Below are 25,256 nucleotides of genomic sequence, written 5' to 3' on the forward strand. Positions count from 1 at the left end.
TGAATGCGCCATTTTTTTATCTGCTTATAGTGATAAGCAAACAAAAAGGCTTCCATTTGAAGCCTTTAAACATTCACTTGACCCGCCCTAAATAAGGTTGAGTTAGATTAAGAAGTCGTCTAGAGATTTGCCGGCATCAAGTAGCTCTTGAATTGCAGAAGGCGTACGGCCTTGGCCTGTCCAAGTTTTCTCTTCACCGTTAGTATCGGTGTATTTGTACTTAGCTGGGCGTGGAGCACGCTTAGCTTTCATCTTAGTTTTAGTCTCACCCGCTAGTGCACTAATAAGTGCTTCAACATCGATACCGTCTTTCGCGATTTGCTCTGCGATAGCTGCCATTTTTGCTTCTTGCTCAGCTTGTGCTGCGCGGTCAGCTTCTTCAGCTTCTTGACGCTCTTGGACAACGATAGTGAGTTTATCTAGAGCTTCTTCCAATTGTTCTAGAGTCAGCTCACGAGAAAATGCACGAAGGCTACGGATATTTAGAAGTGTTTTAGTCAGCTCTGACATAACGATTCCTATTAATAGGTTGAGAGGTTCGACATACGTTATCAAAATGATAAATTAAATGCCAAACTGGAAATATAGCATAGAGTTCTTATATTTAACTTTATCTTTTCAATATGTGCAAATATTAATTTATTATTTTGATGAAATTTTTAATCGTTTCATTATAGATGAGAAATTAAATAGACTAAAGCTTATCTTAATACAGATTGAAGTCCGATTTTTTGTTATAGATACGATAAGCTTTTAGGTTTGTAGATACTCTATTTGTCGCTTGAATTGAAATTACCATTAATATTTTTGATGGTGAGGAGGCAACTAATTAGATGGTATCGGTTTTTTATTTTTGGCTTAACTTCATAGCAACTCAGACGAAAGTTAGTAGTCAAGTTTCATAATTATCATCCTTGAAGTGCTTGCAGTGCACATTGATCCTTTGTTGGTTCCTGATTTATAAACGGTTACGACAACTTTTTATCCACTAAATTTAGTTTGATGTGTTGCATTGGAGGGCTTCATGAGTACAATGGACGTTACCTGATGCAATATTGCAGATAATTTGTTGTCGATTTGTGTAATTGATGGTTAACTGTCTGTTATTGCCGTAGAGGTGCAGTCTCGAAGAGTAGCTATTATTGGGGTGATGCCAATGAATAATAGTGGAAGGCGAAGATTGCCGAAGTAAGTAGCCTATCAAAACTGCTTGCTGGGGTTGTATCTGAAAGGAACAACACTGCCATAGTATATTTACATTAAACTATGGAGCGCTACTGTAGGGTTGGGTGAAGTGTTCGCTTCCCTGTCGCTAAGTTCAACATGAGCACGTGTCATATACAACGTGTTTTGTCTGCAGTAGGTCTCTAGCCAAACTTTGGTTTTTGAAGATCATGAATTTAATAGATTTTGCACATTCTCCCGTTTCGTTATTACCGCCTGTTGTTGCACTGACGCTGGCAATTTTGACTCGACGCGTTTTAGTTTCTCTCGGTGTAGGTATCGTACTTGGTGCGGTTCTACTTAACGACTGGTCTATCGGCTCTACCGCTGGCTACGTCAGTGCCCAAGTTTCTTCTGTTTTTATTGAGGACGGTGGTATCAATACTTGGAATATGAGTATTGTTGGCTTCCTAATCTTGTTAGGTATGACAACGGCGTTGTTGACCCTGTCTGGTGGTACTCGCGCTTTCGCTGAATGGGCGCAAACTCGAGTAAAAAGTAAACGTGGCTCTAAACTTCTTGCTGCCTTTCTAGGCGTATTCATTTTTGTCGACGATTACTTTAACAGTCTCGCTGTTGGTGCGATCTCTCGTCCAGTTACAGACCGCTTCTATGTTTCACGCGCTAAACTCGCGTACATCCTAGACTCAACGGCTGCACCTATGTGTGTGATCATGCCAGCTTCAAGTTGGGGGGCTTATATCATCACGATCATCGGTGGTATTTTAGTATCGCACGGCGTAACGGAGTACTCAGCACTTGGTGCGTACGTTCGTCTTATCCCAATGAACTTTTACGCTGTATTTGCACTGCTCATGGTATTTGCAGTGGCGTGGTTTGGTCTAGATATCGGCAAAATGCGTGAGCATGAAATTGCAGCGTCTCAAGGTCGTGGTTTTGATAAAGATAAAGAGAACGATATTCAAGAAGCGCACGATCTTAATGAAGAGCTAGATATTCACGAAAGTGAAAGAGGTAAGGTATCTGACCTAGTACTTCCTATCGTGACACTTATTGTGGCGACGATCGCTTCAATGCTTTACACCGGTGGTCAAGCGCTGGCAGCAGATGGAAAACAATTTGCGCTGTTAGGTGCGTTTGAGAACACTGATGTAGGTATGTCTCTTATTTACGGTAGTTTACTTGGTCTTGCAGTCGCTCTATTTACTGTATTGAAACAAGGCTTACCAATGGTTGAGATTACTCGTACGCTTTGGATTGGTGCTAAGTCAATGTTCGGCGCGATTCTCATCCTTATCTTCGCTTGGACGATCGGCTTGGTTATCAGCGATATGAATACCGGATCTTACTTGTCAACGATGGCACAGGGTAATATTGATCCTCATTGGCTACCGGTTATCTTGTTCTTGCTGTCAGGCCTAATGGCTTTCTCTACAGGTACGTCGTGGGGTACCTTTGGCATCATGCTGCCTATCGCAGGTGACATGGCGGGCGCGACTGACATCGCACTTATGCTACCTATGTTGAGTTCGGTACTCGCTGGTGCGGTATTTGGTGACCATTGTTCGCCAATTTCTGATACGACCATTCTGTCTTCTACAGGTGCACGTTGTAATCACATTGATCACGTGGCGACACAGTTACCTTATGCTCTGTCAGTTGCTCTTGTTGCCTGTGTAGGCTTTATTACGCTTGGTATGACGGCTTCTACCGTAATTTCTTTCATTGCAGCATCGATCACGTTCGTTATCGTTTGTGTGATTTTATCCTGGCTGTCTAAGTCAAAAATGACATCATGTCAGAATGCTTAGATTGTTTGATATAGCGAACTAAAATAAAAACTCCGCTCAATTGGCGGAGTTTTTTTATGCAATATCAAGATAGGTTGAAAGTGATACGTGCAGCCCATTGAAAGCACCTTTTGTATCGCATTAAACGTGTCGGTATGCATAATATCCGAACGGGACGAATGGGTATTACAGTAGCAATCAGACTCGATTTAAAAGGATCAGACGTTGAGATTGTATTTTTTGATTAAGCGATACAAGGTTGTTCGGGATATCCCTAAATCCCGCGCAGCTGCACTTATATTGTGTTTGTTTTCCTCTATTACATGGAGCAAATATTCGAGGTCGACTTGCTCTACAGAGGGGAGTAATTGCCGCTCGCAACTGTCTAGTCCTAAGTCTGTGACTAGGAGAGTATTATCTTCGCACATCACGATTGCCCTTTGAATTACGTTACGGAGTTCGCGTACGTTACCAGGCCATCGGTGTTTTTGTAGTTTTGCTTTAACTTCATTGGACATGTTGTTGATCTGTCCTTTTGATAGGTCTTTCAAAAAATACTCGGCTAAGATCAGAATGTCGTTGCCGCGTTCTCTTAACGGTGGAATTGTTAGCGGTAAAATATTGAGCCTATAAAATAGGTCTTCTCGAAATTGGCCTTGAACCACCTCATTTTTCAGGTCTACGTGACTCGCGACTATCACTCGGCAATCCACATGGATATTCTTATCAGCTCCCACTTTGTGGATCAGTTTATTCTCAAGAAAGTGCAGAAGATGAATTTGAAGTTGAGGAGGCATGTCTCCATCTCATCTAAAAATAGCGTTCCCTTGTGCGCCTTTTGAATATACCCAACATGTTCTGATATGGCACCTGTAAATGCCCCTTTCTCGTGCCCAAATAGCTCCGAGGCGATAAGACCGCTGGGTATCACCCACAGTTTACCTCCACAAAAGGTGATGAGCGTCGACTTGATAGTTGGTGGATGATTCTCGCGCACAGCCCTTTACCCACACCGGTCTCACCTTGGATAAGAACCTCTGCATCACACTGCGCATACTTCCTTAATATATTACTTAGCTCGTTGATACAGGCACTATTTCCAATCAAGGTGAATGGATTGGCATCAATGTTTTGCGTAATTATTTTGGTTCGACTCTTATGTAGTTTCATGATTAGCCACTTTTTTGGTTCTAATCAAAGCGTAGTTGCGAAATGGTTGTCTCAAAAGTGAGTAGCTGTATCATATTTGAGAATTTATCAAGTTAACATACGCTTGGGCGCTAACCGGTTGTTCTAGAATCAATTAATGGATTTGTTTTTTTTTAACATGCTCTCGTTGCAAATGCGCTCAGTTGTTTAGAGTCTGGGTTAATATGTCGCTCCAATGGTCGTAAAATTAGTGGTTTAGCAAATTATTTGAGAAAAGTTTGAATTCAGTATTGAAAAAATTAACAAGCTTAGTTAGTGTGGTCATTAACGAAGCAACTCAATCGAGCCTTAAATAAGTATGCGTAATTTTGCAATGAATATTCATCATCATCATCACCCAGCCTAGTCTTTCGGGAGATGCACGCATACCCGGGAGGCAGGAAACTCCCGGAGGTTAAAATCAAAGTACATACAGATTTCAAACCCTCGGGAGACCCAACTCTCCCGAGGGTTTTTTAGTTTGCTGATTTATAAAATATTTTAAATATCGAATTTGCACAGGGATAAAGCAATGCAAACACAACGCTTAAGAATTGCCATTCAGAAAAAAGGCCGCCTTAGTAAAGAGAGCCAAGCTCTATTGAAAAAATGTGGTGTTAAATTCAATGTCATGGGTGAGCGATTGGTCGTTCATTCAGAAAATATGCCAATTGATTTGCTTTTGGTACGCGATGATGACATCCCTGGTTTAATTATGGATGGTGTGGTTGACCTAGGCTTCATTGGTGAAAATGAACTTGAAGAAGTTCGTCTGGACCGTAAAGCATTAGGCGAGCCTAGCGAGTTTGTGCAACTTCGTCGTCTTGATTTTGGTGGCTGCCGTTTGTCTATCGCTATCGACAAAGATGAGGAATACAACGGCCCGCAAGATTTAGCAGGGAAACGTATCGCAACGACTTACCCACAATTGCTAAAAGCTTACATGGATGAAGTTGGTGTATCGTTCTCAACATGTATGTTGACCGGTTCTGTGGAAGTTGCTCCTCGCGCTGGCCTAGCAGACGCGATTGCAGATTTAGTGTCGACCGGTGCAACGCTTGAAGCAAACGGTTTAAAAGAAGCTGAAATTATCTTCAAATCAAAAGCGACACTGATTCAACGTACTGGCGAATTCGATGCAGATAAAGTGGCACTGATCGAAAAATTACTGACTCGTATGCAAGGCGTACAGCAAGCGAAGGAGTCGAAGTACATCATGCTACACGCTCCCGCTGATAAATTAGACCAAATTAAGACACTGTTACCAGGAGCCGAAGATCCGACTGTTTTACCACTCTCTGCAGACAAGCAAAAAGTGGCGGTTCACTTGGTCAGTACTGAAAACTTGTTCTGGGAAACGATGGAACAGCTCAAAGAATTGGGTGCGAGCTCAATCCTAGTACTACCAATTGAAAAAATGATGGAGTAATCGTGATGAGAACAGTTGTATGGCAATCGCTGAGCGAAACACAGCAGGATTCGATTCTGGAGCGTCCAGCAATTACAGAGGGCGCAAATATTACTGCCGCAGTTTCTGAAATCATCGCGAAAGTTCGTAATGAAGGTGATGCTGCATTAGTAGAGTTGACTGAGAAGTTTGACCGCGTTAAGCCGGAGTCTATTCGTTTATCGGCTCAAGACATTGATAAAGCTTCAGCGCGTCTTCCTGAAAAAATGAAGAATGCGCTTGAGCAAGCCTATGAAAATATCTCGAAGTTTCACAAAGCACAGAAGCCACAGCCTATCAAAGTAGAAACTCAACCAGGTGTACTTTGTGAGCAGGTCACGCGCCCAATTCAAAAAGTGGGTTTGTACATTCCTGGCGGTAGCGCACCATTACCATCGACGGTTTTGATGCTGGGTGTTCCTGCAAACATAGCAGGTTGTCGAAAAGTGGTGCTTTGCTCTCCACCACCAATTGCCGACGAGATCCTTTATGTAGCGAAACTGTGTGGCATCGATGAAGTGTATAACGTCGGTGGCGGTCAAGCGGTGGCGGCGATGGCTTACGGCACAGAGACGGTATCGAAAGTTGATAAGATCTTTGGTCCGGGTAACGCCTACGTGACAGAAGCAAAACGTCAGGTGAGTAATGATTTCCGCGGCGCAGCGATTGATATGCCTGCAGGTCCATCAGAAGTGCTTGTGATTGCGGATGAAACGGCCGACCCAGACTTCATTGCCGCGGATCTGCTGAGCCAAGCGGAGCACGGTCCTGATTCCCAAGTGGTACTTGTGACGCCTTCACCAGTGATTGCAGATCAAGTGACGGATGCGGTTCAACGCCAACTTAAAGCACTCTCTCGTGCCGATATCGCACAGCAGGCGCTGGCTTCCAGCCTAATCATCATTGCGGAGTCTCTGACTCAAGCTGTTGCAATCTCAAATTACTACGGCCCTGAGCACTTGATTGTTCAGACCAAGACCCCTCGCGAGCTTCTACCTCTATTAGATAACGCAGGTTCAATCTTCCTAGGCGATTGGTCTCCTGAATCAGCAGGTGATTACGCGTCAGGTACTAACCACGTGCTTCCTACTTATGGTTACACGCGTACCTACTCAAGCTTAGGTTTGGCGGATTTCTCTAAACGTATGACGGTTCAAGAACTGTCTGCTGATGGTCTAAAGAACCTTGCGCCAACGGTGGTAACCATGGCTGAGGCGGAAGGTCTTGATGCGCACAAGCGTGCGGTGACTATCCGTACTGAAAAATTAACCCGCGTAGTAAATAAGGCAAGTAAGTAAGAGGACAATAAGATGGAAAAACTAGCGCGTAAACAAGTCCAACAGCTAACGCCTTATTTATCGGCTCGCCGAATTGGTGGAACGGGTGACGTATGGCTCAATGCGAACGAATCACCTTTCAACAATGAGTACAAAACAGATTTTGCTCGTCTTAATCGTTACTGCGAATGCCAACCTAAAGAATTGATTTCCGCTTACGCAGCGTATGCGGGTGTGAAACCAGAGCAGACGCTAACTTCTCGTGGTGCGGATGAGGGCATTGAACTCTTAGTTCGTGCATTCTGTGAGCCAGGGGAAGATGCGATTTTATACTGCCCACCGACTTACGGCATGTATGCAATTAGTGCTGAAACCATTGGTGTAGAGCGTAAAACCGTACCGCTAACGTCAGATTGGCAACTGGATCTAGTCGGTATTGAAGCCAACCTAGATAAGGTCAAACTGGTTTTCGTCTGTTCGCCAAACAACCCAACGGGTAACCTCGTGAAACGTGAAGATATTGTGTCTCTGCTTGAGATGACAAAAGATCGTGCAATCGTGGTGATGGACGAAGCGTACATCGATTTTTGCCCAGAAGCGTCAACGGTGGATTTGCTCGCGCAATACCCGAACTTAGCGATTCTGCGTACTCTGTCGAAAGCGTTTGCGCTTGCTGGCTTACGTTGTGGATTTACGCTTGCGAACGAAGAGTTGATCAATGTACTTCTTAAAGTTATCGCGCCATACCCGGTACCAGTTCCCGTAGCTGAAATTGCGATTCAAGCATTGTCAGAAGCGGGCTTAGCCCGAACGAAATTCCAAGTTCTTGACCTCAACGCAAACCGTGCTTACTTGCATGTTGGTTTATCGATGTTTCCAGATTTGGAAGTGTTTGAAGGCTGGGGTAACTACCTATTGGTGAAATTCCCAAATGGCGATGATCTTTTCAAAGCCGCTTGGGACACCGGAATTATCTTGCGTAATTCGCCCATCGAAAACTGTGTGCGTATCAGCGTAGGTAACCGTGACGAGTGCGAAAAAACACTCGGATTTATTAGAAACTACTACTCATAAGTAGCGACAGAATGAATCGCTCTCGCTAAACAGTGAGGCGCAAAAGAATAGTAATAAGGAAGTTCGAGTGAGCAAACAACAAAAAATCCTATTTATCGACCGTGACGGCACCTTGATTGTTGAGCCGCCGATTGATTTTCAAGTCGACCGCCTAGACAAACTAAAACTAGAGCCATTTGTTATCCCGAGCCTGTTGTCGTTGCAAGCTGCGGGTTACCGTCTAGTGATGGTAACGAACCAAGATGGTTTGGGGACAGATAGCTACCCACAAGAAGACTTTGATGCGCCACACACTATGATGATGGAGATCTTCGAATCTCAAGGTGTGAAGTTTGATGACATTCTGATTTGCCCTCACTTTGAAGAAGAGAACTGCGCTTGCCGTAAACCTAAATTGGGTATGGTGAAAGAGTACCTTCAAGGTGGCAAAGTTGATTTCCAAAACTCAGTCGTGATTGGCGATCGACAAACCGATCTTCAACTTGCAGAAAATATGGCGATTCGCGGTATTCAATACAACCCAGAAACCATGGGCTGGAAGCAGATCCTTAAAGATCTGACGGTTAAAGCGCGCGTTGCTGAAGTGATTCGTACCACGAAAGAAACGGACATCAAAGTTGCGGTTAATCTTGATCAGCAAGGTGGAAACGATATCTCTACCGGCCTTGGCTTCTTCGACCACATGCTGGATCAAATTGCCACGCACGGCGGATTCCAAATGGTGTGCAAAGTGGAAGGTGACCTACACATTGATGATCACCACACGGTAGAAGATACCGCTCTTGCGCTGGGTCAAGCGTTGAAAGAGGCTCTGGGTGACAAGCGCGGTATTGGCCGCTTTGGCTTTAGCCTGCCGATGGATGAGTGTTTGGCACAATGTGCACTAGACCTGTCTGGTCGCCCTTATCTCAAGTTCGATGCACAGTTTAGTCGTGAGCAGGTCGGTGGTCTATCAACAGAGATGGTTGTGCACTTCTTCCGCTCTTTGACTGACACCCTAGCGTGTACGCTGCACCTTTCTTCGGCTGGCGATAATGATCATCACATCATTGAGAGCCTATTTAAAGCGTTTGGCCGAACTCTACGTCAAGCGATCAAAGTAGAAGGTAGCGAGCTACCAAGCAGCAAAGGCGTGCTGTAAGGCTAACGTTAGCAAGGAGAAAAACAGTGATAGAACAGAAAGTTGTCATTATCGATACTGGCTGTGCCAATGTTTCTTCGGTGAAGTTTGCCATTGAACGCTTAGGCTATGACGTAACCATTTCTAAAGATCCGCAAATCGTATTGTCGGCTGACAAGCTATTTCTACCGGGAGTGGGAACCGCCAGTGAAGCGATGAAGAACTTAGAAGAGCGCGAACTTATCAGCTTGGTGAAACAAGTAGAAATGCCGCTGCTAGGCATCTGCTTAGGCATGCAACTGTTGGGTAAAGTTTCTCAAGAGAAAGGGCAGAATGCGGACGAGTCGGTTGAGTGCCTTGGACTTTGCGATAGCGAAGTGAAGCTACTTCAAACTGGTGATTTACCGCTGCCGCATATGGGGTGGAACACCGTCTCTGCAAAAGCAGGTAATCCGCTGTTCAATGGTATCGAAGAAGGTGAGTACTTCTACTTTGTACACAGCTTTGCTATGCCAGTTGGTGATTACACCATTGCAGAATGTGAATACGGCAATCCGTTCACCGCAGCAGTACAAAGTGGCAACTATTATGGTGTGCAATTCCACCCTGAGCGTTCTTCCAAAGCGGGTGCGAAGCTTATTCAAAACTTCTTAGAATTATAAAAGGAATTTAGTGTGATTATTCCAGCTCTTGATTTAATTGAAGGACAGGTGGTTCGCCTTTATCAAGGTGATTATGGTCAAGTAACCGAATACAAAGTCGACCCAGCAGAGCAGTTCAACTTGTACCACCAAGCCGGTGCGAACTGGCTGCACTTGGTGGATCTGACGGGTGCGAAAGATACAACGGCGCGTCAACTTGATTTGATTACAAAACTACTGGCGAGCACACCGGCGAACATTCAAATCGGTGGCGGTGTGCGAACAGAGCAAGACGTTGTGGATCTACTTGAAGCAGGCGCACAGCGCGTAGTTGTGGGCTCTACAGCAGTCAAACAGCCAGAACTTGTGAAAGGTTGGATTGAAAAGTATGGTGCGGATAAAATCGTTCTAGCGCTAGACATCAACATCGACCAAGGCGGCACACGCAAAGTGGCGATTTCAGGCTGGCAAGAAGATTCAGGCGTGACTATCGAAGCACTGATCAATGATTACCTAACGGTAGGTCTACAGCACGTGCTTTGCACGGACATTTCTCGTGACGGTACGCTAGAAGGTTCAAACGTTGAGCTTTACGTCGACCTATGTAAACAATACCCACAGGTGCAATTCCAATCTTCAGGTGGCATCGGCTCGTTAGCAGATATCGAAGCGCTAAAAGGCAGCGGTGTAGAAGGTGTGATTGTCGGTCGTGCGCTGTTAGATGGTCAGTTCACAGCAGAGGAGGCATTTGCATGTTGGCAAAGCGAATAATTCCATGTCTTGATGTTCGTGATGGGCAAGTGGTGAAGGGCGTTCAATTCCGTAACCACGAAATCATCGGCGACATTGTTCCTCTAGCACAGCGTTATGCGGAAGAAGGCGCTGACGAACTGGTTTTCTACGATATTACCGCCTCAAGCGATGGTCGTGTCGTCGATAAAAGTTGGGTTGCTCGCGTTGCAGAGGTGATTGATATTCCGTTCTGTGTTGCTGGTGGTATTAAATCAGCGGAAGACGCAGCTCGTATTCTTGAGTTTGGTGCAGACAAGGTGTCTATCAACTCACCAGCATTGGCGAACCCACAGCTGATTACTGACCTTGCCGACAAGTTTGGTGTGCAGTGTATCGTCGTTGGTATCGATTCATACTACGACAAAGAGACGGGCAAGTATCAGGTTTACCAGTTTACTGGTGATGAAGAACGCACCAAAGCGACCCAATGGGAAACGCGTGACTGGGTGCAAGAAGTGCAAAAGCGCGGTGCTGGTGAAATCGTATTGAATATGATGAATCAAGATGGTGTGCGTAACGGTTACGACATTGAACAACTGAATATGGTGCGTGAGGTATGTAACGTACCGTTGATTGCCTCGGGTGGTGCAGGTGCGATGGATCACTTTGCAGAAGCATACCAAAAAGCAAACGTGGATGGTGCGCTTGCCGCATCGGTATTCCACAAACAAGTCATCAATATTGGTGAACTGAAGCAGTATTTGAAACAACAAGGCATTGAGGTACGACTATGAATGTGAAAGCCGCCGAAGTAAGTTCGCTAGCTGAGCGAATCAACTGGGAAAAGGTGGATGGCCTAGTACCTGCCATCATACAAGATTTCCAATCAAGCCAGGTGCTGATGATGGGTTACATGAACCAAGATGCGCTGGTAAAAACGGGCGAAACAGGTCAAGTGACGTTTTTCTCTCGCACCAAAGAGCGTCTTTGGACCAAAGGTGAGACCTCAGGCAATGTACTGCAATTGGTGAACTTGCAGCTCGATTGCGACAACGATACGCTACTGGTGAAAGTGAATCCCATTGGTCCTACGTGTCACTTGGGCAACACTACTTGCTGGGATGTGGCCCCTCAAGAGGAGTCACAAATGGTGTGGCTTCATCAACTTGAGCAGCTACTGGCTGCCCGCAAGAGCGCCGACCCAGATTCCTCTTATACTGCCAGTCTTTATGCCCGTGGCACCAAGCGTATTTCGCAAAAAGTGGGCGAAGAAGGCGTTGAAGTCGCGCTTGCGGCGACGTCGGGCGATAAGGCGGAGCTAGTGTGTGAATCTGCTGACTTGATTTACCACTTAATGGTTCTGCTTCAAGACCAAGGCTTGTCGATGAATGACGTAGTGAACAAACTGAAAGAGCGTCACAAATAAAGAGAAAAAAGGTCCTAGCACCTAGGGCCTATATGGTGAGTGCAGGTTGTTTTGTTAGTTTCTGAGAAAGTTATTGGAATACAGAATACGGAGCGCTTCGCTTACAGGAGCACATTAACCAAACCTAATAGCGTCATTCCGGACGAGCTCAAGCGAGCATCCCGAATCTACTAACTATTAGTGGGCTATTTAGTTGCGGTATATTGCCTTAGAGATGTCAAACTCGGACAGTAGATTCTGAATCACGTTCGTTCCTCACTGTTCAGAATGACAAGTATTTTCCTTATAACTCAAAGACAACGTTTGCGCGTAATACGAGGTTTTAGGCCCTAGGATCCTAGGGCCTGTCTTTTGAATCTAGGACCTTTCGATCACCCACAACACTTCTTAAATTTCTTACCGCTTCCGCAGATACATGGATCGTTACGACCTACTTTTAAGCTGCTCACTGGTTGGCTCAGACGCGGATCTTGTTCCGGCTCTTCTTTTGGGAATGTGCCATCAATGTAGTACCAAAGCCCGTCTTCTTTCACAAAGCGTGAGCGCTCTGTCATGCAGTAGCGTTTGCCGTCTTCATTAAAATAAGCGTTGAACTCAACAAACCCTTCATTTTCATTACTGCCGGTTTCTGTTTTTATCACTTCAAGCTTGCACCAGTTGCTGTCGATAGACTGGGCAATGCCTTCACGCTGTTCTTCTGCGTTGCAGCTTGGGTGATACGTGTTCACGACATAATCCACCAAACCTAACACATGCGCGCTGTAACGTGAGCGCATTAATTGCTCTGGTGTCGTGACATCGGCGTGGTGGCTGTGAGCAATTTCACAACACTGTTTGTAGGTGCGGTTTGAGCCGCAAGGACAAGAAGAAGCCATAAAGGGAAACTCGTTTAATTAAACAGTAAAAATAAGCAACCTCACAAAAGTGAGGTTGGCGGGTATTTGAGGGGCTATTATAGCGTCTTAAGTTGGTTGAGAAAGCAGTTCTTGAGACCACGCAGTGGACTGGCTAAACGCTTTGGCTAATTGCGGCTCAGTCAGTTTGAGAGCACTACAGTACTTTACCGTTGTTTCCCAATCGGCTTTCTCATAGGCGATGATCATCGAGAGCAGATAGCCTAATACGCCTTTGCGACTTGTGAGCGCTTGCTTGATTTCCTCATCAACCGGAATGTCACTTATCACATCGCAAAGCGGTTGGTCTAATAGTGAATCTAATAGTGAGAACATTCCCGTTAAAAACGCTTGGCCTGGGTCGTGCTTAGTGCTCATCTGGCTGAGCAAAATTTCACACATACGCGCGCGCTGAATCGCCAAAGAGTACAAAAAGTCCGGTTTGTCTTCGTGCACTGAAGCTATCGCGACAAGAGAAATAAAGCGTCTTAAACGTTCTTCACCAAGATAAACCAGCGCCTGACGGAAAGACTTAATCTTAGTGGTGAGCGTGTAACCCGAGTTTACATAAGTCATTAGCTTATAAGACAAGGTCACATCGATAGAAAACAGGCGTTCGACTTCATTAAAATTGATGGGTTTGTCTGCAATCTCTTTACACAGCTGAATAACCGTCAAAAACGCCGGGCTAAGGCGCTTCTTCTGAATCATCTCAGGCTTACTGAAGAAGTAACCTTGGAAGAAGTTAAAGCCAGCGTCCATCGCTTGTTCAAACTCTTCATAGGTTTCAACCTTCTCGGCTAAAAACTTGATGTCAAAGTGGCCAAGTGATTGAATGTAAATCGCTGCCTTCTCGATAGGGACTAAGCGAATATCGAACTTGATGATCGCAACATAAGGTAAAAAACGCTTCCAAGCTTTAGTCGGAACAAAGTCATCTAACGCAACGCGATAGCCAGAAGCATGTAGATGTTTGATTGCATGAAGTAACTCATCTGTTGGCTCGCAATCTTCCAACACTTCAACCACGAGGGATTCATTAGGAAACAGAGTAGGGACTAGGTTAACCAAGCTTTGATAAGGGAAGTTTACAAAGCCGAGCTTATCACCCAGAGTACTATAGTGCGTGGTTAGGAAATGGTCAGAAAGAAGTCGACTAGTCGCTAGCTCAGGTTCTACTTCTGGAAAGGTATTTTTCGGACCATCACGGAAGAGAAGCTCATACCCGATGGTACGCTTTTCTCTATCCAGTATCGGTTGGCGAGCTACGTATGAATACTTCAATGCGGTGATATGTTCTGACTTAACTAAGTTATATGATAATAACGATTTTTGGCAAAATATCTATGCCCTATACGGTATTCTGTTAATTGTACACTTGCTCTAGTTTGAATCTTTCTTAAAAGGTCGCGTTTGAAGGTCAAATTCATTGGCATGGGCTTTTAGTACAGAGCCCTGCGTGTACCAGTCACCCAAAACAATTCTCGTATATTCAACACCATTTTTGTCAAAATAATGTCTATTCGGGCGGTGAGTATGACCGTGAATCATCAGGTTGACGCCGTTTTGAGACATAACGCGCTCCACTTCGTCTTGGTTAACGTCCATGATGTCGAGAGACTTGGTTTTTTTGTCGTCTCGAATGTCTGATTGAACCTTAGCGACAATTCTTTTCTTAACGAACCAAGGAATACGATTAAACAGCCATTGTAGCCATGGCTTATGAACGGTTTTACGAAACTCTTGATATTTTACGTCGTCGATACAAAGCGTATCCCCATGAAGGATTACCACCTTTCGTCCATAGAGATCAATCGTACAAACGTCACTTAACAAGGTGATACCCGTTTCTTCACAAAAACGTTTGCCTAACAGAAAATCACGATTGCCTTGGATGAAAAAAACGGAAACACCAGAACGGGTTAATGCTTTGAATTCAGAGCGGATTTGGTCGGCAAAAGACGTTCTATCATCGTCGCCAACCCAAAATTCGAATAAATCGCCTAATACATACAGTGCGTCAGCATGGATCGCTTCCGATCTCATAAACGTGACGAAGCACTCCGTAATGTCCGGACGAGCAGGCGTGAGGTGTAGATCTGATATAAATAATGTCGTCATAAAAATAAGGGGAGGCGATGCCTCCCCACAAACTTATTTGTTAGTTCGAATCCGAGCGAATTACTCTTCGATTGTTGTACCAGTGATTACCACATCTTCTAGTGGTACGTCTTGGTGCATGCCGTAAGAGCCAGTGCTAACGCCTTTGATCTTGTTTACGATGTCCATGCCTTCAACAACTTCACCGAATACACAGTAACCCCAACCGTCTAGGCTTTCACTGCGGAAGTCTAGGAAAGTGTTGTTGTTCACGTTGATGAAGAACTGAGAGCTCGCGGAGTGCGGTTCCATAGTACGTGCCATAGCAAGTGTACCCACTTTATTGCTTAGGCCATTGTTTGCTTCGTTCTTGATTGGTGCACGAGAAGTTTTTTCACGTAGACCAGACTCCATACCACCACCTTGGATCATGAAGCCGTCAATAACACGGTGGAAAAGAGTGTTGTCGTAGAAACCGTCGCGGCAGTACTGAAGGAAGTTTGCGCTTGTCTCTGGCGCTTTCTCGTCGTTTAGTTGAATCTTGATGTCACCAAAATTAGTGTGAAGGGTGATCATGCTATTTTCCTTTACTGTGTTGTATTGAAGTTGGGATTCTAGCCTAAGTTATAACGCATGCAAAACTCAGGATCATGAAAATAAACGTTTTGTGCTTGAAGTTTAGCCGATTATCGTTTTATCCGTGAATTGCTATTACCTAATAAGGTTGGAGTTGATATACTCGGCTTAATTGTCATTCATTCACAATCATAGATAGAGATCATGTTAAAGATATATAACACACTCACAAGACAGAAAGAGGAATTCAAACCAATTACAGCTGGCAAAGTTGGCATGTATGTGTGTGGAGTTACCATCTACGATCTCTGTCATATCGGTCACGGTCGTACGTTTGTTTCTTTTGACGTCGTTTCTCGCTACCTACGTTACCTAGGTTATGATCTAACGTTTGTACGTAACATTACCGACATTGATGACAAAATCATCAAGCGTGCAGCAGAAAACGGAGAGTCTTGCGATTCACTGACTGAGCGTCTGATTGGCGAAATGCACGCTGACTTTGATGCGCTAAACATGAAGCGTCCTGACGTTGAGCCTCGTGCTACTCAGTTTATCGCTGAAATCATCGAGTTGGTTGAGAAGCTAATTGAACGCGGTTTTGCCTACGTTGCAGATAACGGCGATGTAATGTTTGAAGTAGGCAAATTTGATGAGTACGGTAAGCTTTCTAAGCAAGACCTAGAGCAACTTCAAGCGGGTGCACGTGTTGATATCGAAACAGCAAAACGCAGCCCTCTAGATTTCGTACTTTGGAAGATGTCTAAGCCAGGTGAACCAACGTGGGAATCGCCATGGGGAGCAGGTCGTCCAGGTTGGCATATTGAGTGTTCTGCAATGAACTCTTCAATTCTAGGTAACCACTTCGATATTCACGGCGGCGGCTCAGATCTTCAGTTCCCACACCACGAGAACGAAATTGCGCAATCATGCTGTGCACACGACACGCAATACGTGAACACATGGATGCACAGCGGCATGGTGATGGTAGACCGTGAGAAAATGTCTAAGTCTCTAGGTAACTTCTTCACTATCCGTGACGTTCTTGGTCACTACGATGCTGAGACAGTTCGCTACTTCCTAATGTCTGGTCACTACCGTAGCCAGCTGAATTACAGCGAAGATAACCTACATCAAGCTCGCGCTGCTCTGGAGCGTCTGTACACGTCTCTACGTGGTCTCGATTTAAACGCAGCACCAGCGGGTGGTGAAGAATACGTGACTCGTTTTACTGCCGCGATGAACGACGACTTCAATACGCCAGAAGCGTACTCAGTACTGTTCGACATGGCACGTGAAGTAAACCGTCTGAAGACAGAAAACGTAGAGAAAGCAAGCGAACTAGGTGCGCTGATGCGTGAATTGGCTGAAGTGATCGGTATTCTTCATCAAGATCCAGAAGCGTTCCTAAAAGGCGACGCAGGTAACGACGATGAAGTGGCTGAAATCGAAGCGCTAATCAAACTACGTAACGATTCTCGTGCATCAAAAGATTGGGCAAACGCAGACATGGCGCGTGATAAACTGACTGAAATGGGCATCGTTCTAGAAGACGGGGCGGAAGGCACAACGTGGCGTCGTAAATAACGATTCAATCTTAAAAAGGGGCTGATGATTCAGCCCTTTTCTTTACAAGCTTTTATAAATTCTAAACTTTAACGAAGGTAGTGCTCTGTGGCTCAGATGTATTTCTATTACTCGGCAATGAACGCGGGTAAATCGACAACTCTTCTTCAATCTTCTTTTAACTATCAAGAACGCGGTATGACGCCAGTGATTTTTACTGCTGCACTAGACGATCGCTACGGTATAGGAAAAGTGAGCTCTCGTATCGGTTTGCAATCAGACGCGCATTTGTTTCGTCCAGATACTAACTTGTATCAAGAGATTGCTAAGTTACACGGAGTCGAAAAGCGTCACTGTATTCTTATTGATGAGTGTCAGTTCTTATCGAAAGAGCAGGTTTACCAGCTAACAGAAGTGGTTGATAAACTGCATATCCCTGTACTTTGCTATGGTCTTCGTACCGATTTTCTTGGTGAACTTTTTGAAGGCAGTAAGTACCTGCTGTCTTGGGCTGACAAGTTGGTTGAGCTAAAAACCATCTGTCACTGCGGCCGCAAAGCGAACATGGTTATCCGTACTGATGAACACGGCGTTGCTATTAAAGAAGGTGATCAAGTCGCAATCGGTGGTAACGACCGTTACGTATCCGTTTGTCGCCAGCACTACAAAGAAGCGCTTGGTAAGTAAGCGAATCTAGATAAGAGAAAACCACCGAATTCGGTGGTTTTCTCTTATCTGGTTGTTGGCGATTGAGCGAAGGATTACGCTCGCCCAAACTCAAACATTTCTCGAAGTGCTTGGTAAGAGTATTCAACATGATCAGGAATTTCTTGCTCGGTTTGAAAACCTTTTTCTGGGTAGGTTTTTATGCGAGAAAAATCTTCCATCAAAGCTTCAAGCACCATCATCAATGGCATCTCTTCATTGATGTACTCAAAGAAAGGATGTGCGGTGGAAGTGACTTGAAGTTGTGAGTAAGACGACTGCCACTGTTTTTCAAAGGTTGCGATGGCACGTCTTTCCATAAATGGCTTTTGAACCAAAATCAGAGACTCACATTGAATCCCTTTTTCTTTCAATAGCTGCTCAGTGAAGCGGACGTTCTCTCCACTGTTACTGGATTGTGTCTCGACTAAAATCGCTTCACTTGGTACGCCAGCCAGCTTAGCGACTTCAGCTAAGGTTTCGGCTTCACTCTTCTCAAACAAGCCATCGGTAAAGCGACCTTCGCCACCAGAAAAGACAATCAATGGCGCAAGGTTTTGCTGATAAAGCTTGGCAGCATACTCAGCAACGCGTAGGTCATTGCTACACATAACAAACAAGCAATCGGCAGGTTTTACGTCATGCTTAAGCTGCATGTAATCCCACAAAATTTCGATGTGTTGATAAAGCTTCATAGTGCATCCAATGTTGATTTAAACTGAAATTGGTAACCAAGCTCGATGAGCTTGTCTGCGAGAATGCGCTTATCTGGCGTGTCTGTGATTGGCGGTAGGGCAATATCTAAATCATTTTTTGAAATTGCCGCTTGGTAAAATTCGGCTTTGCTGACGGTAGTAGGTGTCGTGGCATTCACGACGTCATTGTCGATGTTATTGAGAGCGAAAACCGTTGCTGCCACTGCGTCGTCTTGATGCAACATATTAGCTGGAGCATTGCTGCTGACTTGTTTAAGGCGCATGGCAAAGCGAGAAGGGTGGCGATCGGAACCAATCAGACCACTGCAACGAACGATGACATAGTCGATACCGGAATCAATCACGTATTGTTCGGCTTGCAGCATGATGCGTGCGTTGTCAGAAAAATGCGCATTGTTTTTTGCTAAGGCTAATGTCGCGTCTTCTTCTTTCATATCGACGGCAAGATTTGGATACACAGTGGTGGAACTGACCATTAAGACTTTGCCAACGCCATTTTCTTTTGCTGCCGAAACCAAGCGTTCCCATTGTAGAGCGTATTCATCCCCATTGCCTTGACGAAAGCCGGGAGGAAAGGTGCCGACAATGCACTCGATCTGGTATTGCGCGATGAGTTCTGAGAGCTGCTGTGCCGAATCTGATTCGTTGAGATCTAGCAGTGCAGTGCTGACGCAAGAAATGGGAAATTCGTCCAGTTTTGCTTGGCTACGGCGCGTCACCGTAACTTGATGCCCTTGATCCACTAATGTTTGTGCAATTGGCGTTCCTAGCCAACCTGCGCCTAAGATTAAAGTATTTGCCATCGGTTGTTCCTACTTTTGACCCTTATTGCGACTCAAACAGGGTTTGTAATTCTAATCTGGCTTGTTGGTGTAGGGGATCGGAGTGCCATTTCTGGTGTTGTATCAAATCGATGTTGACTTGCCATGCCAGTTTAGTGAATTGCTCACCAATTTTGATTAATGTATTGGGTGAATGCGATACCAAATGATTTGGAAGGAAGCACCAGCCCAACCCCTTATTTGCCAATTCTAATAAGATGTAATAATTATCAGCGTACCAGATTTCGGGGCTCAGCGCCTGATTGACGCCACTAGTATCAGAACTTTTTGAACGAATAACCAATTGCCTATGCTGCTTTAACTCGTCGATATGGCGAATCTTCTGCGTCGCTAAAGGGTGTTCTGTAGAGGTAAATACGTCAAACCCAATATTGCCGAGATTTGAGAAGTCAATATTTTGTGGCATTTGCAGGTCGCTGAGAATGATGCCCGTCGTTGCACGGCCAGATTTTACGAGCTCGATGATGTCAGGGCTGGAGCCTGTCAAGCATTCAACTTGGATATACGGAAATTGTTGTTCCAAATTTTTGAGTGCTTGAGGAAGGTTAGTGAGCGGGATACCCTCATCAACGGCGAGGATGAACTGAGTCGCTTGTGGTGAAAACAATTGAGCGGCCTTGTTATTCAGTCGGTCGAGTTGGCTAATGGTCGCTAATGCGTAAGGCAATAGTTCATGACCTTTTGCAGTGAGCTTGGGGTAGCGCCCTGTTCGGTCAAATAAATCAACGCCACAGTCGAGTTCCATGTTCATAATATGTTGGCTCACGACAGATTGAGCTCGTCCGAGCTTACGTGCCGCTGCAGAAAAAGAGCCTACTTCAGAGGTCGCAACAAATGCTTGCAGTTGTTCAATGGTAAACATATCGTCTTTACCGATAGTATCTAACTATTACTTATCTTAATTGTAGATAAGCTACGCGTCATTGAGTAGGACTATTTAGGTAAAACATCATGGCTCGTAACGAACGTATCTTTCACGCTGTATTATTTGAACTGATTGCTTTGGCGATCATTGTTCCGGTTACATCTTTAATTACAGGGAAAGGATCGAGTGATTTGGCGATGGTGGGTATAGGTTTGAGTTTATACACCGTTGTTTGGAATTACATTTACAATTTGTACTTTGATAAATGGTTTGGTTCTAACCGTGAAGAAAGAAGCTTGGCGATGCGTATTGGTCACACGATTGGCTTCGAGGGGGGCTTAATCTTCATTACTATTCCAGTGATTGCATGGTTCTTGAAAATCACGCTATTGCAGGCGTTGGCGCTGGAAGCAGGCTTCCTGATTTTCTTCTTGTTTTATACAACAGGCTTTAATTGGGCATATGACAAGCTCCAACCATATGGAAAAATGAAAAAGATCATGGCGTAATATACGCACAATTCGATAGCGGAAAATAAAAATGCCACCGAATCCGGTGGCATTTTAGCGATTAGATGACAACGTTTATGCCGAGAGTACGCGGATAATTTTGTCTGCGTGTTCCGCGACTTCGATACCTTCATCAGTAAGGTAGCCACCATCAGGTTGCGTACATAACTGTTTAGCGTATAGACGTGCGACAGCCGCCTGCGCTTCTTCAGATGCATCTTTATGTACTTTAATGCCTGTTGCTGCACTGCTTAAGTCGAATTGAAGAAGTAGGTTCAACTCTGTAATGTGGTCAGCTGAATATTTCATAGGTAATTCCTTTGCTCTTTTTTATCCAAGCTAGACGGAAAAACAAAGATGAGCAACAGAAAAGCATGAGAAGTGTTAACTACCGCGCTATCGACACCATAGACAGCAGAAACTTTATTCGGTGGTAAACGTTTTAACTAAATATTGGTGATGATTAAGATAATAACCCATGGTTTAGTTTTATCTATTGCACTTACATCAACAACATTTTTCGTAAACATGAAAATAGCCCTTGAAAAAGTCTAGAAATGGAGCGATTATCCGCGCCTTGTTAATTGTTGCGAAATGTTACACTTTTATGAACTTCAATCAGTTTGATTCTCTATTACCACCACAGGCAGCTGAACGTGCGGCCGAAGTGGGGGTGGGCAAAGCGACTAAAGCTCCAATGAAGTCTTTTCTGCTGGCTATTTCTGCTGGTATCCATATTGGTATCGCTTTCATTTTCTTTACCACGGTAACAACAGGAGCCGGTGATTTACCATGGGGCATCACCCGCCTAATTGGTGGTCTGGCTTTTAGTCTTGGTCTTATTCTGGTCGTTGTAACAGGCGGCGAGCTGTTCACAAGTTCAGTTTTAACTCTGGTCGCCCGCGCCAGTGGCAAAATTTCATGGCAAACGTTGGTTAAGAACTGGTTTGTTGTTTACTTTGGTAACATGGTCGGTGCGATTTTACTTGTAGTGTGTATGTTGCTAACCAAGCAATACATGTTCGATAACGGGCAAGTAGGCTTAAATGCAATGGCGATTTCTCAGCACAAATTGCATCATGGTTTTATTCAAGCGGTTGCATTGGGTATAATGTGTAACGTTTTGGTTTGTATTGCCGTTTGGATGACATTCAGTGGTCGTACGCTAACCGACAAGATTGCAGTAATGATTCTGCCAGTTGCAATGTTTGTATCAGCAGGTTTTGAACACTGTATTGCGAACATGTTCCAGGTTCCGATGGCGATTGGTATTAAATACTTTGCACCAGAAGCGTTCTGGACAATGACTGGAGCAGATATTGCGAATTACGCGGATTTGAACATGACAGGTTTCCTATTGAATAACCTGTTGCCAGTAACACTGGGTAATATCATCGGTGGTGGTGTTTTTGTTGGCATGTGGTACTGGATGATCTACCTGCGTGATGAAGACAAATACCTGAAATAATTTTCAACAAAGGCAAGCCAATGAGCTTGCCTTTGTTTTATTCCGTCACTCCAATTCTTCATTGACACCAACATCTCATGGAATCCAAAGGTGAGTAACCTGATCGGGCTCTTGTATTCGCCAGTCTAATAGTGAATTCTCTGAGGCTTTTGAGCTCATTTCTACGCTAAGTATATTATTCATAACTGAGTGCTCCCTATGTGCTTAACATAGAGACTAGAGCATAAAAATGGCGAGTAAATGTTCGATTCATGACGGATTGATGTCTAAAAAATACGCACCAAATTGAACCACTATGATTTTGGTTGCCTCTCTCTTCTTATGGTTATCCACATTTTCTGTGGATAACCTGTCTCAAAGATCGTGAGTATCTTTTTCAACAGAGAAAATTTCATAAAATAAGTGACTTATGTGTTCAGTTCTTGTTCAGCTTAGAAGCTAATTTTTGTTGATAAACGTCACTTTTATTCGACCTTCTTTGGTCTGCACATAATGCAGTGTCATCTCGAGGCAAATCACAACTGAAACGCAAAGCATGACGAAAATGGCTAACATGATGATCAGTTGATATTTGATGGCAATCATAGGATTTGATCCAGCAAGAATTTGTCCGGTCATCATTCCGGGAAGGGTGACTAAGCCCGTTGTTGCCATGGAGGCGAGTATTGGTGCAAGAGACTTTCTTATTGCCTCTTGAACAAAGGGAAAGGAAGCATACTTAGGTGTCGCACCAAGGGAAATGGCAGCTTCGTATTCACTTTTACGTTGTTCAAAAGCACTGAAGAGGTTTTGTAGAGCAACAATATTGCTGCTTAAGCTATTGCCTAGCAGCATGCCTGCAAGGGGGATAATGTATTGGGCATTGTAAAAGGGCTCAGGTCTAATTAACCCTATGGTGGTTATCATTAGTAGTGGCAGAAGACTTAGCGTTAAAGCCGTAATTAGAGGAAGCATTAACGGATATTTGGGTAAGTTTGTTTTGTCGATAATTGAGCTTGCACCGACCACGATCATGACCGCAAGCCATAATGTGTTAATAAGAAGACTGTTAAGCTGAAATAGATATTCTAAGTACATGCCAACAAGTACGAGCTGTAAGGTCATGCGAATCACACTGATGGCCGTTGTTTTCGCAATCCCGAGTTTATAGCGAACGTTAATGGCGAGTGGAATCAATAGAATTGAACTGAAAAGCAGGAGTTCTAGCCATGCAATATCTACTACTGAATTCATAAAGCCTCCTTAAATCAATGCACTAAATCATAATGGATTGTGTTTGGCTTCTGAACTACTAAGGTTTGATATTTCATAAATTCCGGCCAGAGAAATTATAGTGTAATTGCTACATTGCAGAAGCATTTTGATTACATATGTTTGTGTTTGGATGAAAAAAGAACGATTTAGAGGCCCGAAAAAATCCACTGCAATGTAATCAAAGTTGAGAAAGTGTTGTATCTTTAACAAGGCTGCAAAAGACTTATATTTTCACATTTATTAACATTTGTTAATAAGAAATATCAATCAAACACATCTTTGGATGAACTCAAAAAAGTACTGAATAACAAGGCTTGAAGGGTCGGATTTAATTGAACCTTAGTATCAGTATGGTCTAACATTTTCCAATAGAGATTGTAAAAAACTTAAGCTTGCTAGCGTGGGCTTTTCATGACACTAGATACAAAATAGGCAAATGTATGAGTGATGTTAATAAAATTGAGAGTGGTGAAAAACGCTCATTGGAGTGGAAATCATTCCTCTTCATTGCGGTTGTTCTCTTTCCTATCCTAAGTGTGGCATTCGTAGGTGGTTACGGATTTATTGTTTGGGCACTGCAAGTGTTCTTCTTTGGGCCTCCTGGTGCGCATGGCATGTAAGCCACTGAGCTCATTTCCACACTTTTGAAAAGATTTTAAGAGAGCAAATAATGAAATCATTAATCATTAAACTGTGGCGTACGATGACGCGCCCGGCAGTTCATATCAGCCTAGGTGTGCTGACTATGGGCGGTTTCATCGCTGGTGTGATTTTCTGGGGTGGTTTTAACACTGCTCTGGAAGCGACCAACACGGAAGAATTCTGTATAAGCTGCCACACAATGCGTGACAACGTGTATGTTGAACTGCAAGACACGGTTCACTGGAAAAACCACTCTGGTGTTCGTGCTACTTGCCCTGATTGTCACGTTCCACATAACTGGACAGATAAAATTGCACGTAAGATGCAGGCTTCTAAAGAAGTTTATGCACAAATTTTCGGCAATTATGATGAACCTGGTGTTTTTGAAGAACGCCGTATTGAACTTGCAAAACATGAATGGGATCGTTTCTCTGCAAACAAATCTCAAGAATGTAAAGATTGCCACAACTATGATTCAATGGATTTCGAGCAAATGTCTCCAACTGCCCGTATCCAAATGAAGCAAGCGGCAGAAAAAGATCAAAGCTGTGTGGATTGTCACAAAGGTATCGCGCATAACCTACCTGCAGGTATGGATAGCATCGGCGGTATTGTTGGCGATCTAGAAGCTCTTGCTTCAAACACCAATTATGATGTTGGTCAAACGTTAGTGAGTGTTCGTCACCTTCCAATTTACTTCGACGACAAAGGCGAGAAAGAAGCAGGCCTTCTTAACCCAGCCTCTACCGTGAAAGTGATTGCTGATAAAGGCGACTTCGCAGAAATCGAAATTGATGGCTGGCGTAAAGCGAAAGGCTTTGGTCGTGTAATTCAAGCTGATTTTGGTAAGAACATTGCAGTTGCATCTCTACTTAAAGATGCATCAACAGACACCAACGTAGTGACTATTGGCGAGAAAAAAGTGGATGAGCTGACTGGTCTTCCTTGGGAAAAAGTGGCAGCGAAAGTATGGATTAGGAAAGAATCTATGCTGAACGACATCACGCCTGTATGGGAAAAATCACAAGAAGCATACAAAACAAACTGTTCAGTATGTCACACTCAACCAGCTGAAGCGCACTTCGATGCGAATACTTGGCCTGGAATGTTCGACGGTATGCTTGCGTTCGTTAACCTAGATACAGACAGTGAAGCACTGATCTTGAAATATCTACAGATGCACTCTTCAGATTTTGCTGAAGGCCACCATTAATACATACGCGTCGGATGGAGTAATTTT

General features: G+C 44.2%; 26 protein-coding genes, 1 pseudogene, 1 riboswitch and 1 other annotated feature. Of the genes and pseudogenes, 15 read left to right on the forward strand and 12 right to left on the reverse strand.

The genetic code is table 11. The features are described from left to right. Positions 1-102: 102 nt before the first annotated feature. On the reverse strand, positions 103-510 hold the full coding sequence (locus ACVA54_RS05795) for an H-NS family histone-like protein (RefSeq protein WP_099080551.1): 408 nt from the start codon (positions 508-510) through the stop codon (positions 103-105). Between the two features lie 594 nt (positions 511-1,104). Then, positions 1,105-1,285: riboswitch (Lysine riboswitch) on the forward strand. 109 nt (positions 1,286-1,394) lie between these two features. Here ACVA54_RS05795 and tet(35) point away from each other — a divergent pair. Beyond that, positions 1,395-2,996: a tetracycline efflux Na+/H+ antiporter family transporter Tet(35) gene (gene tet(35) / locus ACVA54_RS05800; protein ID WP_099080553.1), complete on the forward strand. Its 1,602-nt coding sequence runs from the start codon at positions 1,395-1,397 to the stop codon at positions 2,994-2,996. Between the two features lie 197 nt (positions 2,997-3,193). On the opposite strand, the gene ACVA54_RS05805 is transcribed toward tet(35), so the two are convergent. Next, on the reverse strand, positions 3,194-3,403 hold the full coding sequence (locus ACVA54_RS05805; protein ID WP_446649479.1) for a helix-turn-helix domain-containing protein: 210 nt from the start codon (positions 3,401-3,403) through the stop codon (positions 3,194-3,196). A 21-nt stretch (positions 3,404-3,424) separates the two neighbouring features. After that, positions 3,425-4,145, reverse strand: a pseudogene (locus ACVA54_RS05810) (sigma 54-interacting transcriptional regulator); the annotation flags it as partial. Between the two features lie 360 nt (positions 4,146-4,505). Further along, positions 4,506-4,644, forward strand: a sequence feature (His leader region). Positions 4,645-4,695: 51 nt separating this feature from the next. Here ACVA54_RS05810 and hisG point away from each other — a divergent pair. The 8 genes from hisG (at position 4,696) to hisIE (ending at position 11,880) form a co-directional block, all read left to right on the forward strand. After that, positions 4,696-5,592, forward strand: a complete 897-nt coding sequence (gene hisG, locus ACVA54_RS05815; RefSeq protein ID WP_099080555.1) for an ATP phosphoribosyltransferase — start codon at positions 4,696-4,698, stop codon at positions 5,590-5,592. A gap of 5 nt (positions 5,593-5,597) precedes the next feature. Beyond that, positions 5,598-6,908, forward strand: a complete 1,311-nt coding sequence (gene hisD / locus ACVA54_RS05820) for a histidinol dehydrogenase (RefSeq protein ID WP_119463362.1) — start codon at positions 5,598-5,600, stop codon at positions 6,906-6,908. Between the two features lie 12 nt (positions 6,909-6,920). Next, positions 6,921-7,961: a histidinol-phosphate transaminase gene (gene hisC, locus ACVA54_RS05825; protein WP_099080557.1), complete on the forward strand. Its 1,041-nt coding sequence runs from the start codon at positions 6,921-6,923 to the stop codon at positions 7,959-7,961. 67 nt (positions 7,962-8,028) lie between these two features. Then, positions 8,029-9,102: a bifunctional histidinol-phosphatase/imidazoleglycerol-phosphate dehydratase HisB gene (gene hisB / locus ACVA54_RS05830; protein ID WP_099080558.1), complete on the forward strand. Its 1,074-nt coding sequence runs from the start codon at positions 8,029-8,031 to the stop codon at positions 9,100-9,102. Positions 9,103-9,128: 26 nt separating this feature from the next. Further along, positions 9,129-9,743, forward strand: a complete 615-nt coding sequence (gene hisH, locus ACVA54_RS05835; protein ID WP_099080559.1) for an imidazole glycerol phosphate synthase subunit HisH — start codon at positions 9,129-9,131, stop codon at positions 9,741-9,743. A gap of 12 nt (positions 9,744-9,755) precedes the next feature. Then, positions 9,756-10,493, forward strand: a complete 738-nt coding sequence (gene hisA, locus ACVA54_RS05840; protein WP_099080560.1) for a 1-(5-phosphoribosyl)-5-[(5-phosphoribosylamino)methylideneamino]imidazole-4-carboxamide isomerase — start codon at positions 9,756-9,758, stop codon at positions 10,491-10,493. Beyond that, positions 10,475-11,248, forward strand: a complete 774-nt coding sequence (gene hisF, locus ACVA54_RS05845; protein ID WP_099080561.1) for an imidazole glycerol phosphate synthase subunit HisF — start codon at positions 10,475-10,477, stop codon at positions 11,246-11,248. Before hisA ends, hisF begins: the two co-directional genes overlap by 19 nt. Next, on the forward strand, positions 11,245-11,880 hold the full coding sequence (hisIE, locus tag ACVA54_RS05850; protein ID WP_099080562.1) for a bifunctional phosphoribosyl-AMP cyclohydrolase/phosphoribosyl-ATP diphosphatase HisIE: 636 nt from the start codon (positions 11,245-11,247) through the stop codon (positions 11,878-11,880). Before hisF ends, hisIE begins: the two co-directional genes overlap by 4 nt. A 371-nt stretch (positions 11,881-12,251) precedes the next feature. Here the strand turns inward: hisIE and ACVA54_RS05855 are convergent, their stop codons facing one another. From ACVA54_RS05855 to ACVA54_RS05870, 4 genes are all read right to left on the reverse strand, one after another. Continuing rightward, positions 12,252-12,755 (reverse strand): YchJ family protein, encoded by a 504-nt coding sequence (locus ACVA54_RS05855; protein WP_099080563.1) that lies wholly within the window; start codon positions 12,753-12,755, stop codon positions 12,252-12,254. A gap of 87 nt (positions 12,756-12,842) precedes the next feature. After that, positions 12,843-14,057 carry an EAL and HDOD domain-containing protein gene (locus ACVA54_RS05860; protein WP_099080564.1) on the reverse strand — a complete coding sequence of 405 codons (1,215 nt, stop codon included), beginning with the start codon at positions 14,055-14,057 and terminating at the stop codon, positions 12,843-12,845. A gap of 99 nt (positions 14,058-14,156) precedes the next feature. Continuing rightward, on the reverse strand, positions 14,157-14,894 hold the full coding sequence (gene lpxH, locus ACVA54_RS05865; RefSeq protein ID WP_099080565.1) for a UDP-2,3-diacylglucosamine diphosphatase: 738 nt from the start codon (positions 14,892-14,894) through the stop codon (positions 14,157-14,159). A 60-nt stretch (positions 14,895-14,954) separates the two neighbouring features. Then, positions 14,955-15,449 carry a peptidylprolyl isomerase gene (locus ACVA54_RS05870; protein WP_099080566.1) on the reverse strand — a complete coding sequence of 165 codons (495 nt, stop codon included), beginning with the start codon at positions 15,447-15,449 and terminating at the stop codon, positions 14,955-14,957. Between the two features lie 204 nt (positions 15,450-15,653). Here ACVA54_RS05870 and cysS point away from each other — a divergent pair, with 204 nt between their 5' ends. Beyond that, positions 15,654-17,036, forward strand: coding sequence for a cysteine--tRNA ligase (gene cysS / locus ACVA54_RS05875; RefSeq protein ID WP_099080567.1), 1,383 nt, complete (start codon positions 15,654-15,656; stop codon positions 17,034-17,036). An 87-nt stretch (positions 17,037-17,123) separates the two neighbouring features. Beyond that, positions 17,124-17,702: a thymidine kinase gene (locus ACVA54_RS05880; RefSeq protein WP_119463358.1), complete on the forward strand. Its 579-nt coding sequence runs from the start codon at positions 17,124-17,126 to the stop codon at positions 17,700-17,702. 74 nt (positions 17,703-17,776) lie between these two features. On the opposite strand, the gene ACVA54_RS05885 is transcribed toward ACVA54_RS05880, so the two are convergent. From ACVA54_RS05885 to ACVA54_RS05895, 3 genes are read right to left on the reverse strand one after another with little or no spacing between them, the layout of a single operon-like run. After that, positions 17,777-18,415, reverse strand: a complete 639-nt coding sequence (locus ACVA54_RS05885) for a YdcF family protein (protein ID WP_119463357.1) — start codon at positions 18,413-18,415, stop codon at positions 17,777-17,779. Beyond that, positions 18,412-19,239, reverse strand: coding sequence for an NAD(P)H-binding protein (locus tag ACVA54_RS05890; RefSeq protein WP_099080570.1), 828 nt, complete (start codon positions 19,237-19,239; stop codon positions 18,412-18,414). The genes ACVA54_RS05885 and ACVA54_RS05890 overlap by 4 nt, the downstream gene beginning before the upstream one ends. A 22-nt stretch (positions 19,240-19,261) precedes the next feature. Then, a complete protein-coding gene (locus tag ACVA54_RS05895; protein WP_446649457.1) occupies positions 19,262-20,140 on the reverse strand; it encodes a LysR family transcriptional regulator in 879 nt (292 codons plus the stop codon). An 89-nt stretch (positions 20,141-20,229) separates the two neighbouring features. Here ACVA54_RS05895 and ACVA54_RS05900 point away from each other — a divergent pair, with 89 nt between their 5' ends. Beyond that, positions 20,230-20,652: a PACE efflux transporter gene (locus ACVA54_RS05900; protein ID WP_119463356.1), complete on the forward strand. Its 423-nt coding sequence runs from the start codon at positions 20,230-20,232 to the stop codon at positions 20,650-20,652. 75 nt (positions 20,653-20,727) lie between these two features. On the opposite strand, the gene ACVA54_RS05905 is transcribed toward ACVA54_RS05900, so the two are convergent. Further along, on the reverse strand, positions 20,728-20,961 hold the full coding sequence (locus ACVA54_RS05905; protein WP_099080573.1) for a TIGR02647 family protein: 234 nt from the start codon (positions 20,959-20,961) through the stop codon (positions 20,728-20,730). Between the two features lie 298 nt (positions 20,962-21,259). On the opposite strand from ACVA54_RS05905, the gene focA reads away from it, so the two are divergent. Next, positions 21,260-22,120 (forward strand): formate transporter FocA, encoded by an 861-nt coding sequence (gene focA / locus ACVA54_RS05910; RefSeq protein ID WP_446580148.1) that lies wholly within the window; start codon positions 21,260-21,262, stop codon positions 22,118-22,120. A 438-nt stretch (positions 22,121-22,558) separates the two neighbouring features. Here focA and ACVA54_RS05915 read toward each other — a convergent pair whose 3' ends face one another. Continuing rightward, the gene (locus ACVA54_RS05915) at positions 22,559-23,353 is read right to left on the reverse strand and encodes an ABC transporter permease (protein WP_099080575.1); all 795 of its coding nucleotides are present in this window, start codon (positions 23,351-23,353) and stop codon (positions 22,559-22,561) included. 461 nt (positions 23,354-23,814) lie between these two features. Between ACVA54_RS05915 and torE the strand changes: the two genes are divergently transcribed. After that, positions 23,815-23,994 carry a trimethylamine N-oxide reductase system protein TorE gene (gene torE, locus ACVA54_RS05920; protein ID WP_005450728.1) on the forward strand — a complete coding sequence of 60 codons (180 nt, stop codon included), beginning with the start codon at positions 23,815-23,817 and terminating at the stop codon, positions 23,992-23,994. Positions 23,995-24,044: 50 nt separating this feature from the next. Continuing rightward, positions 24,045-25,229 carry a pentaheme c-type cytochrome TorC gene (torC, locus tag ACVA54_RS05925; RefSeq protein WP_119463355.1) on the forward strand — a complete coding sequence of 395 codons (1,185 nt, stop codon included), beginning with the start codon at positions 24,045-24,047 and terminating at the stop codon, positions 25,227-25,229. Positions 25,230-25,256: the final 27 nt, after the last annotated feature.

The organism is Vibrio sp. PNB23_22_6 (genome assembly GCF_052877535.1).

Coding starts and splice junctions, on each gene's coding strand:
- ACVA54_RS05795 (WP_099080551.1), bottom strand. CDS start 510: ATGTCAGAGCTGACTAAAACACTTCTAAATATCCGTAGCCTTCGTGCA.
- ACVA54_RS05805 (WP_446649479.1), bottom strand. CDS start 3,403: ATGTGCGAAGATAATACTCTCCTAGTCACAGACTTAGGACTAGACAGT.
- hisG (WP_099080555.1), top strand. CDS start 4,696: ATGCAAACACAACGCTTAAGAATTGCCATTCAGAAAAAAGGCCGCCTT.
- hisD (WP_119463362.1), top strand. CDS start 5,598: ATGAGAACAGTTGTATGGCAATCGCTGAGCGAAACACAGCAGGATTCG.
- hisC (WP_099080557.1), top strand. CDS start 6,921: ATGGAAAAACTAGCGCGTAAACAAGTCCAACAGCTAACGCCTTATTTA.
- hisF (WP_099080561.1), top strand. CDS start 10,475: ATGTTGGCAAAGCGAATAATTCCATGTCTTGATGTTCGTGATGGGCAA.
- hisIE (WP_099080562.1), top strand. CDS start 11,245: ATGAATGTGAAAGCCGCCGAAGTAAGTTCGCTAGCTGAGCGAATCAAC.
- ACVA54_RS05855 (WP_099080563.1), bottom strand. CDS start 12,755: ATGGCTTCTTCTTGTCCTTGCGGCTCAAACCGCACCTACAAACAGTGT.
- lpxH (WP_099080565.1), bottom strand. CDS start 14,894: ATGACGACATTATTTATATCAGATCTACACCTCACGCCTGCTCGTCCG.
- ACVA54_RS05870 (WP_099080566.1), bottom strand. CDS start 15,449: ATGATCACCCTTCACACTAATTTTGGTGACATCAAGATTCAACTAAAC.
- cysS (WP_099080567.1), top strand. CDS start 15,654: ATGTTAAAGATATATAACACACTCACAAGACAGAAAGAGGAATTCAAA.
- ACVA54_RS05885 (WP_119463357.1), bottom strand. CDS start 18,415: ATGAAGCTTTATCAACACATCGAAATTTTGTGGGATTACATGCAGCTT.
- ACVA54_RS05890 (WP_099080570.1), bottom strand. CDS start 19,239: ATGGCAAATACTTTAATCTTAGGCGCAGGTTGGCTAGGAACGCCAATT.
- ACVA54_RS05895 (WP_446649457.1), bottom strand. CDS start 20,140: ATGTTTACCATTGAACAACTGCAAGCATTTGTTGCGACCTCTGAAGTA.
- ACVA54_RS05900 (WP_119463356.1), top strand. CDS start 20,230: ATGGCTCGTAACGAACGTATCTTTCACGCTGTATTATTTGAACTGATT.
- ACVA54_RS05905 (WP_099080573.1), bottom strand. CDS start 20,961: ATGAAATATTCAGCTGACCACATTACAGAGTTGAACCTACTTCTTCAA.
- focA (WP_446580148.1), top strand. CDS start 21,260: ATGAACTTCAATCAGTTTGATTCTCTATTACCACCACAGGCAGCTGAA.
- ACVA54_RS05915 (WP_099080575.1), bottom strand. CDS start 23,353: ATGAATTCAGTAGTAGATATTGCATGGCTAGAACTCCTGCTTTTCAGT.
- torE (WP_005450728.1), top strand. CDS start 23,815: ATGAGTGATGTTAATAAAATTGAGAGTGGTGAAAAACGCTCATTGGAG.
- torC (WP_119463355.1), top strand. CDS start 24,045: ATGAAATCATTAATCATTAAACTGTGGCGTACGATGACGCGCCCGGCA.